Source organism: Halarcobacter sp., from assembly GCF_963675975.1.
Lineage (GTDB): Bacteria > Campylobacterota > Campylobacteria > Campylobacterales > Arcobacteraceae > Halarcobacter.
In genome coordinates this window covers 284,403-302,830 of sequence record NZ_OY780939.1, presented here as the reverse complement: position 1 = coordinate 302,830, position 18,428 = coordinate 284,403, and the positions used below count along the sequence as shown (strand labels likewise).

Sequence of the window (18,428 nt, the reverse complement as noted above, 5' to 3'; positions counted from 1 at the left end):
GTTGAAAAAGAGAGAATAGTGTAGGTATGGAAAAGATATTAAGTAATATAACAATAATAAAATTTGCTTTTTTATCTGTGGTCTTTTGTAATGTTATTGTTGATGTTGCGCATAAAATTTTACTTCAAAATATAGCTTTTAAGATATTTGATGGAAGTGAACAAGTTGTTTGGATATCTATTATAAATGGATTAATAATAATCCCTTTTTTACTTCTTTTTAGTTTAAGTGGATATTTGTCAGATAGATATAACAAAAAAGATATTTTAATTTATGGTGCAATCTCTTCTTTTGTTCTTTCATGTTTAATGGTGTTATCTTATATTAGTGGAAACTTTTATCTTGCTATGTTAAATCTAGTGCTTTTAGCAATACAAAGTACTATTTATTCTCCTGCAAAGTTTGGAATCATAATTGATATTTGGGGAAAAAGCAATTTATCAAAAGGAAATGCAAGTTTACAAGCTATCTCTATTATAGCAATACTTTTTTCAATAGCAAGTGGTTCATTTATTTTTGAATCATTTTATAATACTCATAATTTAAATCTATTATCAAGTAAAGAGCAGTTGCTAACAGCAATAATACCTTTAACTTATTATATAGTTCCTATTGCTTTTTTTGAAATGTTTATATCAATTTTTATTTTAAAAAAATTAAATACAAAATACAAACAAGATAAAACACTTATATTAGATAAAAACAAATTGCTAAAAGGTGAGCTTTTAAAGAAAAATATTAAAACAATTTTTTCTAATGAACAAATTGCTATGTCAGTTATTGGCTTATCACTTTTTTGGGGCATATCTCAAGGCTTAATGGCTGTATATCCATCCTTTGCAAAACAATATTTAAATATAGTTGATGTATTTGTAATAAATGGAATAATCGCTTCTTCAGGTATAGGAATTGCAATAGGTTCAATTATCTATTCAAAGCTTTCAAAACATTATATAGAAGTTGGAACGATTCCCTTCGCTGCTTTGGGTATGGTTCTTATGATTTATACTTCAACTATTGTAGAAAGTACTATATTATTGGCATTATGTTTTTTAGTTTTTGGTATATTTGGGGGCTTATTTGTTGTGCCTTTGAATGCTTTAATACAATTTAATGCAAAAAGAAAAAATCTAGGAACAATATTAGCTGGGAATAATTGGTTTCATTCTTTGTCAATGTTTATAATGTTATGTATTACAACTTTTGTTTCTTTTAATAACCTTGATCCTTTAAATACTCTTTATCTAATACTTATCATCACAATTGTTGGGATGGGGTTTACAATTTATCATTTGCCTCAATCTTTGATTCTGTTTTTTGTAAAATTAATTGTTGGATTTAAATATAAACTTAGTGTAAAAGGTTTAAATAATATACCATCCTCAGGTGGAGTATTACTTTTAGGAAACCATGTATCTTGGATAGATTGGGCTATAGTATTTATGAGTTCGCCAAGGCAAATTAGATTTGTAATGCATAAACCAATATATGAAAAATGGTACTTAACTTGGCTTTTAAAACTTTTTAAAGTTATACCTATTTCTAACTCTTCAAGTAAAGAAACAATAAAAACTATAGCTAAAAGTTTAGATGCTGGAGATATTGTGGTACTTTTTCCTGAAGGAGGCATTACAAGAAGTGGGCATTTAGGTGAGTTTAAAAAAGGATTTGAACTTATTTTAAAACAAACAAAAGAGGATATTCCTGTTGTTGCATTTTATATTAGAGGTTTATGGGAATCCATGTTTAGTAGAGCAAATAAAAAATATAAAAAAACTGGAAGAACAAGAGCCGTATCAATACATTTTTCAAAACCTATAAAAAAGAATAAAGCAAGTGCGTATAGAGTTAAACAAACCATAAAAGAGCTTTCTTCAAATTCATGGCTTGAATATTCAAATAGTTTTAAAACTATACCTGAAGCAATTTTTGAAAGATTAAAAGCAGATGTAAAATCTAAAAAAATATTTGCAGATACTACTGGAATAGAACTAAGTGGATATAAGTTTTTAACAGCAGCAATACTTTTTAAAAATTTATTAAAAAGAAAAATAAAAGGTGAGAATATAGGTTTATTAATACCTGCTAGTGTAGGGGGAGCTTTTATCAATACTTCAATTTTAATGTTGGGAAAAGTTGCTGTGAATCTAAATTTTACCTCTTCTATGCAAACACTTATTTCAAGTGTAGAAAAAGCAGAAATCAAAACAATAATCACATCAAAGAAATTTGTTGAAAAACTTATAGAAAAGGGCGTTAAGATTGATGAACTTCTTAATTTAAATGAAGTGATTTATATTGAAGATATAAAAAAAGAGATAACAAAACCAAAAGGTTTAATCACATTATTGAGTGTAGTTATCTTTCCAACTATGCTTTTAAAAGCAATACATCTTAAAAATATTAGTAAAGATTCAACAGCACTTATTATGTTTAGTAGTGGAAGTGAGGGGGTACCAAAGGGTATAGAATTAACCCATGGAAATATAATAGGAAATTCAAAACAAATTGCTGCAGTTATAAATGCAAGTGAAAATGATGTTATAGTTGGATCTTTACCTTTATTTCATGCTTTTGGAACAGTTGTAACTATGTTTCTACCTTTGATTGAGGGAATTTTATGTATATCTCATCCAGACCCTACTGATGGTTTTGCAATTGGTAAATTAGTTCAAAAATATAAAGGAACAATCATATTAGGTACTTCTACTTTTTTTAGATTATATGCAAAGAATCCAAAAGTTACAAAAGAGATGTTTCAATCCCTAAGATTAGTTGTAGCAGGAGCAGAAAAACTTTCACAGAAGGTAAGAGTTGATTTTGAAAAAAGATTTGATAAACAGATTTTAGAAGGTTTTGGTACAACTGAAACCACTCCTGTTGCTTGTTGTAATTTACCTGATGTAGAAAATCCAGATGGAAGTTTTCAATTAGGAAATAAAATTGGAACTGTAGGTATGCCTCTTCCTGGTACAAAAATAAAAATTGTAGACCCTAGTACTTTTAAAGAACTTAAAACAAATGAGGAGGGGATGATTTTAATATCTGGTGTTCAAGTTATGAAAGGCTATCTAAAAGATAAGAAAAAAACAGATGAGGTAATCCTTGAAAAAAATGGTAGAAAATATTATATAACTGGAGATAAAGGAAAACTTGACAATGATGGCTTTTTAACTATTGTAGATAGGTATTCAAGATTTGCAAAACTTGGAGGAGAGATGATAAGTTTAGGATTAGTTGAAGAGAAAATAAAAGCTTTATTAGAAGAGGATGAAACAGATATTATTGTAACTTCTATTAGTGATGAAAAAAAAGGTGAAAAAATTATTGCACTCATTTCACATATAAGTGAAGAAAAGCTTGAAATACTTAAAAAAGCTATAAAAGAAGATTTTGACAATAATTTAATGATTCCAAGTTCATATAAAATAGTTGATGAGGTACCTAAATTAGGTAGTGGAAAAAGTGATTTTAGTAAAGCAAAAAAAGTTGCATCTGATTTGTGTAGATAGGATTATTTCCCATCTACACATAGATTTTCAATAATCTGTTCTTGTTTTGCACAGAAGTTTCCATTTTTTTCTATAAGGAAAAGATCTTTTGCTTTATTTTTTATTGAGCTTAATTTTGCAGTCTCAATCTCTATTCCATAGTCATCAAAAACTTTTGCAATGTATGCTAATAAACCTTTTTGATCCTTAGCTATTACTTGCATAGATGCTAAATATGTAGTGTGATTACAATCTATAGTTATACCATCTTTTTTAATTATTGGAATATTTAATTTTGTTTTCTTAGTCATATCAAAAGAGCTTTCAATGATTTGTGAAATAAATAATATATCTTCATCATCAACTTTCTCAGAAAAACTAATCTCAAAAAATTTCTTTTCATCATATAGTTTGAAAATATTCATTGTAGAGATATTTAAAAACTCTAGTCTTCCAAGTAAAAATCCTAGATTAAGGGGTACTTTTCTAATGATTCTGATAACTAAATTGTTTTCATTTAGTATTTCATAATCAAAGGTATCGATATTTTGAGCTTTTACTGCAATATCAATAATCTCATTAGATTTCATTTTTAAGAACATATGATTTGAAGAAATATAGAAAATCTTTTTCTTCATAATATTTGAAAGAGTTTTAAATTTATTTAGTTTTTTAATTCTTTCTTGTTTTGCATTTCTTCTTGCACTTTCTGTAAGAAGTGCAGTATTCTCAAATGCAGGTAAAGATTGTAAATATAACTGTTTTAATAAAGAAGCTGTAGCACTTTTATAAATACTTTCACCTACAGCTGAAATATCTGCATAGGTAACAATAAAAAGCATTTTTAATGCAAGTTTAGATTTAACTAATGCCGTAAAAGATAAAATCACTTTTTCTGAATAAATATCTTCACTACTTGCAACTTTACTCATCATATTATGATATCTAACTAATAAAGAACCTATTTGGATATGTTCATGGTCAAAGTTATAAGCAGTTGTCATATTTTTGAAAAGCTTTTCCCCTGAAATATGGTGGTCTGTAACTCTTCCTTTACCTACATCATGAAGCAAAGTTACCATTCTAACAATTGCTTTTTCTTTCTCTTCTAAACTTTCATATAACTCATTAACATATGGGTCTTTAATCTCTTCAAGTTTTTTTAATGCTTTTATAGAGTGAACATCTACTGGATGCTGATGATATCCATCAAATTGAGGTTGATTAACTATTTTTTTAGTTATTGGTAAGATTGCTTGAAATAATCTACTATTATAAATTAATTTTATCAATGGATATAGATTTGGTTTATACAATAAGACTTTTAATGTTCTTTTTAACTCTTGAGTTTGTTTTGTAGGCAAAATAGTTTTACTTGCATAATAAACATAAGACCTATCAAAAATTTTTACAGTATCAGGTAATTCAATTAATTCTTTTAAAAATTGAACTAAAGGTTTAGGTTTTACACTAAATGAGGTGTATAATTTACCATCAATAATATAAATATCTTTTTTATATCTATACTCTTTTAGTAAAGATATATTTTTATTTTCATAAATTATTCTTCTAGTAAATTTTTTTACCATCACAGAAGAGAAAAAATGAATTCTATGTAATGACTCAAGTATTTTTGCCATACACTGACGCTCTTTTGTCATCCTAGGAGTATGTGCAAATCCTAATTTACTACTAAGCTCCGGTAGTAGATCAAAATTAACCACATCTAATTTTTTCTTTGCAATATTGTGTAAAGCATTTCTTACTTGAAAAATATATTCTAAGGCTGCTCTATATTTTTTATATTCATCTTCAGTAAACTCTTTTCCTATTAACTCTTTTGTATCATAAACACCAAAAATAACAGTTGCCATCCAGAAAACCATATTTGATTCTCTCATACCTCCATATCCATCTTTGATATTTGGTTCCATTTTTAGAGGATATTTTAAAAGTCTTTGTTTGTGTTCTTCAAGTTTTTCTTGGATAAACTCTTTTTGGTCTGTTTTTCTTATTTTTCTTAGGATATTTTCATAGGCATACCAAAGGTGTTTTGAACCATAAATGATTCTTGATTCTAAAATAGAGGTTTTAATTGTAATATCTTCTTTTACACCCTCTTCAATCTCTTTTATTTCATGAACTCTTGAACCTAATTTTAAACCACAATCCCAAGCAAGAGTAACTAACTCTTCCATAATAGGTCTTAGGTTATATCCTTTTATATCTTGATAAAGGATCATTAAATCAACATCAGAATAGATACATAATTGTTCTCTTCCATAACTTCCTAAAGCAACTAAGGTTACTGGAATAGAAGAGCTCATTGGTTGATAATCCCCAAAATGTTTTCTAAGAATATATTTATAAAGTTGAATTAAAAACTTATCTGTATGTTTTGTATGTTTTACAAAAAAGTCTTTACCCCCAGTTGTTTCTAAAGTTGTGTCAATCGATGAAACATAATCTTTATAATAGGTTCTAAAAACTTTTGATATCTCAAAGTCTTGCGCATTTTTTGATATTAGTTCTTCAATCTGAATATTTAATTCAGTCATTCAAATATTCCTTATGAATATCTAGTTTTTTTCTAAGAGTAATTCTATTTAATCCAAGATGTTTAGCCATTTGAACTTGTGATTTATATTTTTTATTTGCTGCTTTTAAAATAGGAACTTCTAACAGATAAAGGAAATCTTTATAAGAGTTTTCACCTTTCATATTAGCATACATATAGTTTTCCATAAACATCAGTATCTCATCTTCTCCAATTGTTTCAAAAAGATATGAAAAGTAAATTGATTTTCTTAAACTGTGAGCATTATTAGAGATATTAATCATAAGTTTTGAAGGTATAATTTGATCTAAATCTAGTGTAATACTCGCTTCTTTTGAGAACTTTTGAGTTAGTGCTTTTACATCCTCTTCTCTATCCCTTAAAGGTGGAAGCTCAATAGTGATTGAGAAAAGCTCAGATAGTTTACTGTTAAGTTCATCTTTTAGAGTTGTTGCTATAACTCTAATCCCATTTTCATTTGCCCAGTTTATAAATAGGTCTACATTTGTAATATTTTCTATTTTATCAATAATAACTGAACAGTTTTGCAGATTTATTATATTGTCACTAATATCTTGTTGTAAGTTTTTTGCTTTAAAAACTGGAGCTTTAGGAACTATATATTGAGATAAAGATTTTTTACCTACACCGGCTTCTCCTGATATTAAAGCATTTACCTCTACACTTTGTAATAGATGTGCAGAGTTTAAAATCTCTTTAGAATTTTTAGATATTGCTATATAATTTTCCATTTTTTACCTTCTTGATTAATTATATTAAATGTTTATTTCTTTTTTGTTAAATATATAAATATAGATAAAGCGATTAAGATAAGCGAGATACCAGTTATAAGATATAAAGCATTAATCATCTTATCATAGTCATTAATTGCTATTTTAAATACAACCATTAAAGCTTCAATCGATAAAGCAATAATAATTGAAATTAAAAACTTTGTTATCATCTTTGTTTCAACTTTTGAGTTTTTAGAATAACTTTTAAAGTAAACCTCTTGTTCTAATATTGTTTTTGCCAAATCAAAAATTGCAACACCTAAGGTTAAGGCAATAATTGGTTTAAATATAGTGTCAAGATTGAATATACCCTTTACCATAAACGAATGGACAAAGTCATACATAGAATAACAAACCATAAAAATTGATAATAAAAACATCGAATAACCAGCAATTGTATAAAATGCTTTTGTCACAGTATGAAAGGGCTTGTTTAATTCTATTAAATTTAATCTTTCCAATAAAGATTCAATTTTAAAATCAAAAAATAAAATGTAATTACCCTCTTTTACTGAAACAGTCACACAACTATTTCTTGTAGCACTACTAACATATGGAGTACTAAATGCTGCTGCACTATTCTCTTTAAAATGTAATTTAGATATTAAATACTCTCTTGATATATTTTGTGCACTTTTATCAATATTATTATTTTTATAAAAATTAGGAGAAATTTGTAATTTAGTATCTTTGTTTATTATATATACTAATTCCAAAGATGGAAACATAGAAAAAATCTCTTTAAAGTTTTGTTCTCTTAAACACTTTAGTTCCCCAAGTTTTAAAAGGCTTTCTTGTAAAAAGTTTTCTATTTTTTCTTGATTTTGAAAATATACTTCTAAGTATTCTTTCATCTATTCTCCTTAATTAATCATATATTATATCATACTGTATATAAAATATATGTATAAAAACTAAACAATTATCTAAAAAATAAAAATCTGTTCAATTATTAAAGAAGAGAATAAAGCAATCTACAAAAATGTAAGTTTTTTATAGAGCCCATAAAATAGGGATTTATATTATAGGATTAGAGATATTTTATATAATACTGTATAAAATATATACATAAAAAGTGGGAAATTGATTTATTTATCTGATACAATTTCAGCATATTTATTTTGGAAAAGGAAAAATATGGAAAATTTTAACGACTTAAAATACATATTAGATGGTTTTCTATTTGTGTTTTCTGGTGTATTAGTAATGTGGATGGCAGCAGGTTTTGCTATGCTAGAATCAGGTTTAACAAGAACTAAAAATAATGCGACAGTATTAACTAAAAATATTGCATTATTTGCAATCTCTTGTATTATGTACTATTTCATTGGATACAATTTAATGTATGGTGATGGTTCAGCTTTCATGGGAAGCTTCTCAACAATTTCAATGGAAAGTGCAGCTGATGCTTCTTACCCAGCAGCAGCAGACTTTTTCTTCCAAGTTATGTTCGTTGCAACTGCAGCATCAGTAATCTCTGGAACAATTGCTGAAAGAATGAAATTATGGCCATTCTTAATATTCGTTGTTGTTTTAAGTGGTGTAATTTATCCAATTCAAGGTCACTGGACATGGGGTGGAACTGAGTTAGGTGGATTAATCGCAGGATTCTCTGACTTCGCAGGTTCTACAATTGTTCACTCTGTTGGTGGATGGGCAGCATTAGCTGGTGTATTAATCTTAGGTGCTAGAAAAGGTAAATATACTAAAGATGGTAAAGTAAGACCAATTCCTGGTTCAAACTTAACACTTGCTACATTAGGTACATTCATTCTATGGATGGGATGGTTTGGATTCAATGGTGGTTCTCAATTAGCATTAGGTTCAAAAGCTGATATTGATGGAATTGCTTTAGTTGTTGCTGATACAAATATGGCTGCTGCAGCTGGTGCTGTTATGGCTGCATTATTAACTCAACTTCTATACAAAAAAGTTGATTTAACTATGGTATTAAATGGTGCTTTAGCTGGTCTTGTATCTTGTACAGCTGGTCCAGACTTAGGTATGTTAGTTGCATTTATTGAAGGTCTTGTTGGTGGTGCTCTTGTAGTATTTGCTGTACCATTCTTCGATAAGTTAAAAATTGATGATCCTGTTGGTGCATTATCTGTTCACTTAGTTGCTGGTATCTGGGGAACTATCGCAGTTGGTATCTTTAATCCAGATGTAACAATCCTTGCTCAAATCAAAGGTGTTGTTGTAATTGGTGCATTTGTATTCATCGTATCATTCATTGTATGGAAGATTTTAGATGTAATCATGGGATTAAGAGTAGATGAAGAGACTGAAATTACTGGACTTGATATCCACGAAACTGGATTAGAGTGTTACCCAGAATTCAAAAAAGCTTAATAAGATAGGTAGGATTATATAATGAAGAAAATAGAAGCAATTATTAAACCGTTTAAACTTGAAGATGTAAAAGAAGCATTAGTTGAAAATGGAATCGCTGGTATGACTGTATCTGATGTAAAAGGATACGGAAGACAACAAGGTCACTCTGAATTATACAGAGGGGCTGAGTATGTGGTTGATTTCTTAGCTAAAATTAAAATCGAAGTTATCGTTAATGAAGAAGATGTAGATTCTACAATCAATGTGATTGTTGAAGCTGCAAAAACTGGAAAAATCGGTGACGGTAAAATATTCGTTACTTCAGTTGATGAAGTTGTTAGAATTAGAACAGAACAAAGAGGTTCTGAAGCAGTATAACATTTTATGGAAGATGGAGATTTTCTCCTCTTCTATATAGTCTTTATATATATGTATATAAAATATACAAAAGACTACTTTTTAAAATCTTAAAAAAAATATATAATACTCGCCAATCAGAGAAAGCGAGGATTTAAATATGGACTTACAATCAATAAGTTATGTTATTGATACTTTTTTTGCAATTTTTGCAATGACACTAATCATCTTTATGGTACCAGGTTTTGCCATGTTAGAAGCTGGACTTGTTAGAACAAAAAATGTTTCAGCTGTGTTAATGGTAAATACAATGATTTATGCAATAGCATCATTAGCATTTTTATTAGTTGGGTACTCTATAGCCTTTGGAGACTTTGGTAGTGATTCAATGTCTAAATGGGCAGCTTTTTTATTTCAAATGGCATTTGTTGGGAAAGTTATAAATATTATGTCAGGGGGAGTTAGTGAAAGAGCAAAAGTGATTCCTTTGGCAATATTTACTGTAATAATGGGTGGATTTATTTATCCTACAGTAGTGAATTGGTCTTGGGGAAGTGATATGTTAGATGGAACATTTTTTGATATAAACATGTATGATTTAGCAGGTTCGACAGTAATACACTCTACTGGTGGATGGGCACTTTTAGCTGCAATTTTAATTATTGGTTCTAGACATGGAAGATATACTAAAGAGGGTGGTGTTAGAGTTATTCCTGCATCAAATATACCTTTAGTTACATTAGGAGCTTTCCTTTTATGGATTGGATGGTTTGGATTTAATGGAGGAAGTGTAGGTTCTATATCTTCAAAAGAAGCTGCTGATGCAGTTGCACTAACTATTATGAATACAAATACAGCAGGTCTTGCAGGTGCAATTGTTGTTGGTATTATGATGTATATTTTATATAAAAAACTTGATATTACAATGATTTTAAATGGTGCTTTAGGTGGTTTAGTTGCAATTACTGCTGGACCAGATTTATATAATATTTATACTCCAATTTTAATTGGTGCAATTGGTGGTTTAATTGTAGTAATTGGTGTATCACTATTTGATAAATTAAGACTTGATGATCCTGTTGGGGCTTTATCAGTACACCTTTTAAATGGTATTTGGGGAACTTTAGCAGTAGGAATTTTTGCAAGTAATGGTGATGATATTACGTTTTTAGGTCAACTAAAAGGTGTAGTTGTTGTTGGGGCATTTGCATTTGTGGTATCATTTGTAGTTTTATATATTATTAATAAAATAATTCCATTAAGAGCAGATAGAGATGAAGAGATGCAAGGCTTAGATGTTGATGAATGTGGTTTAGAAGCATACCCAGAATTTAAAAGAGCATTCTAAAACTACTTTTGAAATCAAGAGTTATTTTAAATTTTTTTAGTTAAAATATAAAAATATAAAAAAAGGATTATTATGAAAAAAATTGAAGCAGTAATTAAACCATTTAAATTAGAAGATGTAAAAGATGCATTAACACAAGCAGGAATCACAGGGATGACTGTTGCTGATGTTAAAGGTTATGGTAGACAACAAGGTCACTCTGAATTATATAGAGGTGCAGAATATGTAGTTGATTTTTTACCAAAAATTAAAATTGAATTAGTTGTTGCAGAAGAAGATGTAGATTCTACTATTGATCTTATTATAAATTCTGCAAAAACTGGAAAAATTGGAGATGGTAAAATATTTGTTTCTTCAATTGAAAAAACTGTAAGAATTAGAACTGGTGAAGAAGACGAGGACGCATTATAATATGCAAACTTTTACAGTAAATACAGCTTTAGATATGCATCTTCATCTAAGAGATGAAGAGATGCTAAAGCTTGTTGCTCCTTTAAGTTCAAAAACATTTGCAGGTGCTTTAGTTATGCCAAATTTAGTACCACCTATTACTACAAAAGAGGCTTTATTAGCATATAAACAAAGAATTATTGAAGCTAGTGGAAATGATGAATTTGAACCAAAAATGACTCTTTTTTTCAAAAATGATTATTCGTATGAATTTTTAGAAGAGATGAAAGATGAAATAATTGCAATTAAACTTTATCCTGCTGGTATAACAACAAACTCAGAAACTGGTGTAGCTTCAATGGATGTTGAAGAATTAAGACCAACTTTAGAGTCAATGAGTAAATTAGGAATTCCATTATGTATTCATGGAGAAACTAATGGATTTGTGATGGATAGAGAAAAAGAGTTTATGCCAATTTATGAATCAATTGCTTCTGCTTTTCCAGATTTAAAAATTATTATGGAACATATTACAACAAAAGATGCTGTGAATTTATTGGATAAATATGATAATTTACATGCAACTGTAACTTTACATCATTTACTTATTACATTAGATGATGTAGCTGGGGGGATGTTACAACCACATCTTTTTTGTAAACCAATAGCAAAAAGACCAGAAGATAGAAGTGCTTTATTGGAAGCCGCTTTAAATGCGCATTCAAAGCTTATGTTTGGAAGTGATTCAGCTCCTCATCCTAAACATAAAAAAGAGTGTTGTGGATGTGCTGCAGGAGTGTTCACTTCTCCAATAGCTTTACAAGTATTAGCTGACCTATTTGAAAAAAATGGAAAACTAGAAAATCTAAATAGCTTTGTAAGTCTAAATGCACAAAAAATTTATAATTATAAACCAAAAGAGAAATTAATAAAATTAATAAAAAAAGATTTTTTTGTTCCAGATGCATATAGATATAATGAAGAATTAGTTGTACCTATGTTTGCAGGGGAAAAACTATCTTGGAGTATAGAAGAGTAGTTCTTAACTACTCACTTGAAGGGGGCCTAGAACTTAGACCTCTTTCTTTTAAAAGACGTTTAATATTTGCATTAGATTCTTCAGTTTTTTTGATTCTTTCTTCTCTCATATTTCTTAATATTTCTAATGTTTCTTGTTTTTCATGGTCAATATTAGCTTTCATTTGAATAGCTTTTCTATTACTTGATACTCCAGAAACACCTAAAAACTTTTCTGTACTATTAATATAAATTTTAGAAGATGAAGATGTAGCATTTTTATTAAAAACAATAATATCATTTGCTTTTAGTTTTAATAATTCTCCTACCGTAAGCTCTGTTTCTGCCATAATAGCTTCTACACTCATTTTAGCACCTGAGATTAATGTCGTAATATCTGGCTTTCTACTAGCTTTTTTATTTTTACCTTCATTAAACATCTTTTCAACAATTTTATTTAATAAAGGCTCAATATAAGCTATAGGATAACAAATAGATAAGAAACCTGATTCCTCATCAATTGTAATCTCCAATACAACTAAAAGTACAATTTCGTGGTCTGAGATAATTTGAATGGCGTTTGCATTTGTATCTCTTGATTCAATTTTAAAGTTTAATGTTGTAACTTCTTGCCAAGCTTTGTACATATGTTTTACAAACATCTTATAAAAATGTTCAAAAATATTAACTTCTATTTCTGTTAGTTCTCTATCAAGGTTATCACTGGCTGCAACTGCACCACTACCTAAGAGTTCTGCAATAATTTTATGAGAAATTCCAGGGTTACACTCAACAACTATTCTTCCATCAAGAGGTTTAATTGATAAAGTATTAAGTGAAGTTAATTGTGGAATTGAAAGAATAAATTCCCCATAAGTCATTTGCTCAATTGAATATAATTTAATATCAACAACTTTTCTAAGCATTGCAGAAAGATCTGTAATTAAATCCCTTAACATCTTGTCATGTAGTGTTGAAAATGCTTTAAATTGTTCATTTGATATTCTATTTGGTTTTTTAAAATCGTAAATAGAGTAGTTTTTCTCTTTAGATATAATTTGCTCTTCAGAGTTGGTATCAATCTCTTCTCCAGCTTCTGCTATATCTAAAAGTGCATCAATTTCATCTTGACTTAAAAATTCAGCCATTTTATCCTCTTATCTCCAATTCAACATTTAATGCACCTAGTTCTTTTATCATTTTTATAGTATCAATAATATCTGTCATAGGAAGTTGCATAACTTTCATGGCTCTAACTAAGTCAGATACTGTTGGTGTATTTTTACTATTTAAAAGAGTATTGTCAATATTTACAGCCACAGGTTTATTATCAAGTTTTACACTGTCTCCAATATCTCTACCTGGATTTTCCTGTGGATCGTCCCATTCCTCTTCACTTAGTGCAGATTTTTTTATTCTAATTGTAAAATTTTCTCTTGCAACTGTAACTGGATCAATTTGAATATCTGCTCCTGCAATAATTGTTTCTCTTTGCATATCTATAATAATTTTCTTTTTAAAATCAGAATCTAATTGGATACTTTGAACGTCAGAAATAAACTTAACAGTTGAAATATTTTGAGGTTTTCTAACCTCTACAGTTCTTGTATCTGTAGCCATTGCAAGTCTCGCCCCAAAAGTTTCATTTATTCTTTTTTCTATCTCATAAGCTTGTTTAGCATCATTTTTTAAAAGACTTAAAGTTATAGAGTTTTCATCTTGTAATGAATAGTCTACTTCATTTTCTATTGTAGCCCCATCATAAATAAAACCAGTTGTATTATTTTTTGCATCAGCAACAATAGTTCCTTGAGCTAAAGCATAAACTTGACCATCAACAGCTTTTAATTGTGTTAAAAGAAGTTCTCCATGGTCTATTGATTTTGCATCACCAATTGCTGAAACTTTTATTTTAATCTTATCACCTTGTCTAGAAAAGGCTGGTAAATCGGCAGTAACCATTACTGCTGCTATATTTTTTGATTTAATCGATGATGTAGGAATTTTTATATAAGAATTTCTAAGTAAATTTTGTAGACTCTGCATAGTAAACTGTGATTTATCACCTGTTCCTGCAAGTCCAACTACAAGTCCATAACCAATTAATTGGTTATCTCTTATTCCCACAATATTTGATATATCTTTTATTGTTACAGCAAAAACTGAATTAACAATGAAAATTAACGTTATAAGAAATCTCAATTTTGCACCTCGGACATAGTTGTTTAAATTTTATCTAAAATTATATAAAATATAGGTATAATCAAGCAAAAAATAATATTAGGATATCTTTTGATTATTTATATTTATGGTAGTGATGATTTTAAAAAAGATATACATGAACTATTGGAACATTCTAACATAAAATTTAGATTGGGTGATAATGGGGAAGTAATAGATCTTGATACCTTAGAAGACTTAAAAAACGCAATCCAAGATAATCCAAATAATATTTATTTGATTGATGATTCTAAAATCATTAAGAAAAACTCATTAAATAATAAAATCAAACTTTTTAAACCTAAAGATGGTATTGAACAAGAGTATTTGCTAGATCATGGGATTGGAGATATGTCAGTTGATTCTATGGAAGAACTTTCAAACCATATAAAAAATAAATTAGATGCTGCAATAGATAGTAATGAATCTGAAAGAATTCAAGAATCAATAGTAGAAATTGTTGAAGATGCTTATGATAATGAAGATTCTAATGATTATATTCAATTAGATGAAGAACTCAAAGAGTTATTGAGTCCAAGTGAAGATGAACCTAAAATTGAGCAAATAGTAGATATCTCTTCTATGATTGAAGATGATGAAGATCAATCTATAATTGAAGACGAAAAAGAAAATCCATTGCTAAATGATCCTTTGCTAAACGACCCTTTACTTGATGAATTAGATAATTTAGTTGAAGAAGATGATAGTCTAGAAGATGATGAGTTTGCTTTAAAAGATTTGAGTTTTGAAGAAGATTTTGGTAATATAGAAGTTGATAAAAGTGAAGATATAAATGATAATAATTTCCAAGAAGAGAATAGAAACCAAGGAGTTGAAATGGCAGATGAATTTTCAGAATTTGATTCATTAAATGAAGCAGATTTATTAGCAGCGTTAGATGGAGTAGGTACTGAATCAATGCCAGCAAAAGATATAAGTATAAATACTACTAATATTGATAAAAAAGAAAATAATTCACAGAGTTTAAATTTAGGTAGTTCTAGTGCTGATGATATTGCAAAATTAATTTCTCAACTTCTTAATAACAAAACACTGGAGATAACTATTAAAGTAAAAGATTAGTATGGATTTAATAGGTATTGCAGAAAGCACAGTTAAAATCATTCTAATTTTAGGATTACCTTCCCTAATTGTTAGTATGGTAATTGGATTAGTGATTTCAATATTTCAAGCTGTTACACAAGTATCAGATGCATCTTTATCTTTTGTTCCTAAAATTATATTTGTTTCAGTATTTGTTCTTATTTCTCTACCTTGGATTGGGGATAATATTGAAACCTATACAAAAGATTTATGGGATATGATTTTGGTTTTTGGACAATAAAATGATAGAAAAACTTTATGAATTAAAAAAAATGCAAACTGACCAAAAAATGATGGAAAAAGGTCAAATACTTTCAAAAATAAGTCATATAAATGATGAAATCATGTTTACAGAAAATAAAATAAGTACTACAAGTGTTGAAAAATATGGTGCAGTTTCAGATTTTGCTATTTTGCAAATTCATAAAAATACAATGAAGGCACATATTCAAGAACTTGAAAAAGAGAAAGTTATTTTAAATAAAGAAATGGATATATTAAATAAAGAGATAATTGAGCTTCAAAAAGAGAGTGAACAATTTAAATATATTTTAGAAGAGCAACAACAAGAGCAATTAAGACAAATATTAGTTGCAGAAGAGGAAGCATCAAGTGAGTATATGCAGAGTAAATATATTACAGGGTAGAGAATGATGAGAATTTTTAAAGTTTTACTTTTGTTATTTTTTGTTATTATAAGTTTAAATGCTCAAGAGGTTAGTAGTGCAAGTTTAATTAAACAAAAAATTGAAATAAAAGAGCTAAAAAAAGATTTGAATACTTTTTATAATAATAAAGAAAAAGAGTATCAAGTAAGAAAAAAAGAGTTAGAAACACTATTAGCAAAAGTTGAAAAAGAGAGAAAACAGATTCAAGCTCTAAGAGACGAAAATAGAGAATTATTACAAAACATTAAAGGTGAAGTTGATAGTAAAACAGCAAATATTTATAATAAAATGAAACCAAAAGTTGCTGCAGAAATTTTTAATCAAATGATTATTGAGGGAAAAATTGAAGATGTTTTTGATATAATCTTAAGATTAAAAGATAAAAATATAACATCTTTGATGAAATATATAAGTCCTAAAAATGCTTCAATATTAACACAAATGTTAAAGGACTATAAAGTAAATAATAATGAAGAAGGGTAAATATGGCTGATGAAAATGAAGAAGTAAAACAATCTGGTGGAGGAAAAGGTTTAATAATAGTACTAGTAGTATTAGTAGTAATACTTTTAGCAGCAGTTGGAATTGGGGGTTATTTATTACTTTCTAGTGGAATATTAAATGGACAAAATCAAAATGGACAGCAACAGGTACAAAATCAAGAAAGTAGTAATTCAAGCGAAACATATAAAGCAAGTATAAATGATTTAGTTTTAAATATTACAAATGCAAAAGGTAGAGAAAAACTAATGAAGTTGTCATTCTCTATAAAAAGTACAGAACCTTCAATAGAAGCTCTTGTTGAAGAATATAAACCAGAAATCGTTGATTCAGTAATAGCACAAATAAGTTCAAGAAGTTCAGAAGAGCTTTTAACAGTAGGTGGTAAAGCACTTTTAAAAGAAGAATTATTAGATGATATCAATTCAATTATAAATGAAGTAACTTCGAATAATGATGATGTTAAAAAGAATAATGTAAAACAAATATTGTTTACTTCTTTTGTAATAAAATAAAAATATGATAGTAGCTGTTAAAACTAATAGTAGAAAAAGAGCTTTAATAAAGCTCCTTTCAATAGGTGCAGTAGTTATAATGCTTATTGCATACTATTTTCATATGAGTGAAGAGTATGCAAAGCGTGAACAGTTAGAAAATGAAAAAAAATTAAAACAGATAGAAATTAATGAAAAAAGTGAAAGTGCTAGAAAATTAGAGCGAATAATTTATAGAGAGATTGAAACAGCAGTTGATCTAATTGGTCAAAGAAAAGTTATTGATGTAAAAATAGTATCAAATAGAGCTTTGATTGTTGTAGATCCTGATACTAATTTAGATGCATTAACAGTAAGATATGGAAGTGCAGCTTTGGTTAAAAAAGGTTTAAAAGATATAAAAATTGCAATCGATCTAAAATATGTAATAGAGAGTAAATATAATGCAAATTAAATATATTTTTTTATCTCTGATTCCTTTTCTTTTTATTGGCTGTGTAACACAAAATCCAGATATTGAATTTACGAAACCAAAAGAGCAAATTCCAAAAGAACAACCGGTATTTAGAAAAAACAAAGGTTCCTTATATTCTATCAAGGGACCATCTTTGTTTGCTGACAAAAAAGATTTACAAGTTGGGGATATTTTGCAAGTAGAGATTGATGAATCTTTATCTTCAAATACAAACAATAAAAGAGAAACAAGTTCAGATAGAACTAACTCTTTTGGTGGGGGAGTTGCAAGAGCAGGAACTGAAGGTGGCTTTGCTGAAAAACTTGCAAATAAATTAAATCCTATTACAGATATAGGATTTGAAACAAACTCTTCAACAGATAACAGTGGTGAAGTAAAAACAAAATTGAGTGAAGATTTTGCAACAACTGTTTCTGCAATTATTCAAGAAGTATATCAAAATGGAAACTATTTTATTAAAGCTACTAAAGAGATGTTAATAGATGGGCAAAAACAGTCTTTAACATTAACAGGGGTAATTAGACCTTATGATATTACAGCTGATAATTCAGTTTCATCTTCACAAATAGCAAATTTAAAAATTCTTTATTCAAAAGATGGTGAAGAACAAAATGTAATGCGTACTCCTTGGGGTTTAAGTATTATTCAAATGTTCTGGCCTTTTTAGAAAAATTATTT

The 18,428-nt window shown here is 28.3% G+C and carries 18 protein-coding genes; 13 read left to right on the top strand and 5 right to left on the bottom strand.

Features of this window, described 5'->3' with window-relative positions; translation table 11 throughout:
- The first annotated feature begins 26 nt into the window (after positions 1–26).
- Positions 27–3,512 carry an acyl-[ACP]--phospholipid O-acyltransferase gene (locus ACKU3H_RS01460; RefSeq protein WP_320035204.1) on the top strand — a complete coding sequence of 1,162 codons (3,486 nt, stop codon included), beginning with the start codon at positions 27–29 and terminating at the stop codon, positions 3,510–3,512.
- Between the two features lie 2 nt (positions 3,513–3,514).
- On the opposite strand, the gene ACKU3H_RS01455 is transcribed toward ACKU3H_RS01460, so the two are convergent.
- From ACKU3H_RS01455 to ACKU3H_RS01445, 3 genes are read right to left on the bottom strand one after another with little or no spacing between them, the layout of a single operon-like run.
- On the bottom strand, positions 3,515–6,049 hold the full coding sequence (locus ACKU3H_RS01455) for an HD domain-containing protein (RefSeq protein WP_320035203.1): 2,535 nt from the start codon (positions 6,047–6,049) through the stop codon (positions 3,515–3,517).
- Positions 6,042–6,800 carry a Fis family transcriptional regulator gene (locus ACKU3H_RS01450; protein WP_320035202.1) on the bottom strand — a complete coding sequence of 253 codons (759 nt, stop codon included), beginning with the start codon at positions 6,798–6,800 and terminating at the stop codon, positions 6,042–6,044. Before ACKU3H_RS01450 ends, ACKU3H_RS01455 begins: the two co-directional genes overlap by 8 nt.
- Positions 6,801–6,832: 32 nt before the next feature.
- Positions 6,833–7,696 (bottom strand): hypothetical protein, encoded by an 864-nt coding sequence (locus ACKU3H_RS01445; RefSeq protein WP_320035201.1) that lies wholly within the window; start codon positions 7,694–7,696, stop codon positions 6,833–6,835.
- Between the two features lie 283 nt (positions 7,697–7,979).
- Here ACKU3H_RS01445 and amt point away from each other — a divergent pair, with 283 nt between their 5' ends.
- The 5 genes from amt to pyrC all read left to right on the top strand — a co-directional run bounded on the left by amt (position 7,980) and on the right by pyrC (position 12,310).
- The gene (amt, locus tag ACKU3H_RS01440) at positions 7,980–9,194 is read left to right on the top strand and encodes an ammonium transporter (protein ID WP_320035200.1); all 1,215 of its coding nucleotides are present in this window, start codon (positions 7,980–7,982) and stop codon (positions 9,192–9,194) included.
- 21 nt (positions 9,195–9,215) lie between these two features.
- The gene (locus tag ACKU3H_RS01435) at positions 9,216–9,554 is read left to right on the top strand and encodes a P-II family nitrogen regulator (protein WP_320035199.1); all 339 of its coding nucleotides are present in this window, start codon (positions 9,216–9,218) and stop codon (positions 9,552–9,554) included.
- Positions 9,555–9,693: 139 nt separating this feature from the next.
- Positions 9,694–10,881, top strand: a complete 1,188-nt coding sequence (locus ACKU3H_RS01430; protein WP_320035198.1) for an ammonium transporter — start codon at positions 9,694–9,696, stop codon at positions 10,879–10,881.
- Positions 10,882–10,953: 72 nt separating this feature from the next.
- Positions 10,954–11,292: a P-II family nitrogen regulator gene (locus tag ACKU3H_RS01425; protein ID WP_320035197.1), complete on the top strand. Its 339-nt coding sequence runs from the start codon at positions 10,954–10,956 to the stop codon at positions 11,290–11,292.
- Between the two features lies 1 nt (position 11,293).
- Positions 11,294–12,310 (top strand): dihydroorotase, encoded by a 1,017-nt coding sequence (pyrC, locus tag ACKU3H_RS01420; protein ID WP_320035196.1) that lies wholly within the window; start codon positions 11,294–11,296, stop codon positions 12,308–12,310.
- Between the two features lie 7 nt (positions 12,311–12,317).
- On the opposite strand, the gene fliM is transcribed toward pyrC, so the two are convergent.
- Positions 12,318–13,436, bottom strand: a complete 1,119-nt coding sequence (gene fliM / locus ACKU3H_RS01415) for a flagellar motor switch protein FliM (RefSeq protein ID WP_320035195.1) — start codon at positions 13,434–13,436, stop codon at positions 12,318–12,320.
- Between the two features lies 1 nt (position 13,437).
- Positions 13,438–14,490: a flagellar basal body P-ring protein FlgI gene (locus tag ACKU3H_RS01410; protein ID WP_320035194.1), complete on the bottom strand. Its 1,053-nt coding sequence runs from the start codon at positions 14,488–14,490 to the stop codon at positions 13,438–13,440.
- Between the two features lie 90 nt (positions 14,491–14,580).
- On the opposite strand from ACKU3H_RS01410, the gene ACKU3H_RS01405 reads away from it, so the two are divergent.
- The 7 genes from ACKU3H_RS01405 to ACKU3H_RS01375 are packed head-to-tail and all read left to right on the top strand — an operon-like array spanning position 14,581 to position 18,417.
- Entirely contained in the window at positions 14,581–15,591 is a 1,011-nt protein-coding gene (locus ACKU3H_RS01405) for a hypothetical protein (RefSeq protein ID WP_320035193.1), read from the top strand.
- A 1-nt stretch (position 15,592) separates the two neighbouring features.
- Positions 15,593–15,853 carry a flagellar biosynthetic protein FliQ gene (locus tag ACKU3H_RS01400; RefSeq protein ID WP_320035192.1) on the top strand — a complete coding sequence of 87 codons (261 nt, stop codon included), beginning with the start codon at positions 15,593–15,595 and terminating at the stop codon, positions 15,851–15,853.
- A gap of 1 nt (position 15,854) precedes the next feature.
- Positions 15,855–16,259 carry a hypothetical protein gene (locus ACKU3H_RS01395; RefSeq protein ID WP_320035191.1) on the top strand — a complete coding sequence of 135 codons (405 nt, stop codon included), beginning with the start codon at positions 15,855–15,857 and terminating at the stop codon, positions 16,257–16,259.
- Positions 16,260–16,262: 3 nt separating this feature from the next.
- Positions 16,263–16,763, top strand: coding sequence for a hypothetical protein (locus ACKU3H_RS01390; RefSeq protein ID WP_320035190.1), 501 nt, complete (start codon positions 16,263–16,265; stop codon positions 16,761–16,763).
- A gap of 2 nt (positions 16,764–16,765) precedes the next feature.
- Entirely contained in the window at positions 16,766–17,296 is a 531-nt protein-coding gene (gene fliL, locus ACKU3H_RS01385) for a flagellar basal body-associated FliL family protein (RefSeq protein ID WP_320035189.1), read from the top strand.
- A 4-nt stretch (positions 17,297–17,300) separates the two neighbouring features.
- A complete protein-coding gene (locus ACKU3H_RS01380; RefSeq protein ID WP_320035188.1) occupies positions 17,301–17,729 on the top strand; it encodes a hypothetical protein in 429 nt (142 codons plus the stop codon).
- Entirely contained in the window at positions 17,719–18,417 is a 699-nt protein-coding gene (locus tag ACKU3H_RS01375; protein WP_320035187.1) for a flagellar basal body L-ring protein FlgH, read from the top strand. Before ACKU3H_RS01380 ends, ACKU3H_RS01375 begins: the two co-directional genes overlap by 11 nt.
- The last annotated feature ends 11 nt before the right edge of the window (positions 18,418–18,428 follow it).

Coding starts and splice junctions, on each gene's coding strand:
- ACKU3H_RS01445 (WP_320035201.1), bottom strand. CDS start 7,696: ATGAAAGAATACTTAGAAGTATATTTTCAAAATCAAGAAAAAATAGAA.
- ACKU3H_RS01375 (WP_320035187.1), top strand. CDS start 17,719: ATGCAAATTAAATATATTTTTTTATCTCTGATTCCTTTTCTTTTTATT.
- pyrC (WP_320035196.1), top strand. CDS start 11,294: ATGCAAACTTTTACAGTAAATACAGCTTTAGATATGCATCTTCATCTA.
- ACKU3H_RS01400 (WP_320035192.1), top strand. CDS start 15,593: ATGGATTTAATAGGTATTGCAGAAAGCACAGTTAAAATCATTCTAATT.
- ACKU3H_RS01430 (WP_320035198.1), top strand. CDS start 9,694: ATGGACTTACAATCAATAAGTTATGTTATTGATACTTTTTTTGCAATT.
- ACKU3H_RS01435 (WP_320035199.1), top strand. CDS start 9,216: ATGAAGAAAATAGAAGCAATTATTAAACCGTTTAAACTTGAAGATGTA.
- ACKU3H_RS01450 (WP_320035202.1), bottom strand. CDS start 6,800: ATGGAAAATTATATAGCAATATCTAAAAATTCTAAAGAGATTTTAAAC.
- amt (WP_320035200.1), top strand. CDS start 7,980: ATGGAAAATTTTAACGACTTAAAATACATATTAGATGGTTTTCTATTT.
- fliL (WP_320035189.1), top strand. CDS start 16,766: ATGGCTGATGAAAATGAAGAAGTAAAACAATCTGGTGGAGGAAAAGGT.
- fliM (WP_320035195.1), bottom strand. CDS start 13,436: ATGGCTGAATTTTTAAGTCAAGATGAAATTGATGCACTTTTAGATATA.
- ACKU3H_RS01390 (WP_320035190.1), top strand. CDS start 16,263: ATGATGAGAATTTTTAAAGTTTTACTTTTGTTATTTTTTGTTATTATA.
- ACKU3H_RS01380 (WP_320035188.1), top strand. CDS start 17,301: ATGATAGTAGCTGTTAAAACTAATAGTAGAAAAAGAGCTTTAATAAAG.
- ACKU3H_RS01460 (WP_320035204.1), top strand. CDS start 27: ATGGAAAAGATATTAAGTAATATAACAATAATAAAATTTGCTTTTTTA.
- ACKU3H_RS01455 (WP_320035203.1), bottom strand. CDS start 6,049: ATGACTGAATTAAATATTCAGATTGAAGAACTAATATCAAAAAATGCG.
- ACKU3H_RS01395 (WP_320035191.1), top strand. CDS start 15,855: ATGATAGAAAAACTTTATGAATTAAAAAAAATGCAAACTGACCAAAAA.
- ACKU3H_RS01425 (WP_320035197.1), top strand. CDS start 10,954: ATGAAAAAAATTGAAGCAGTAATTAAACCATTTAAATTAGAAGATGTA.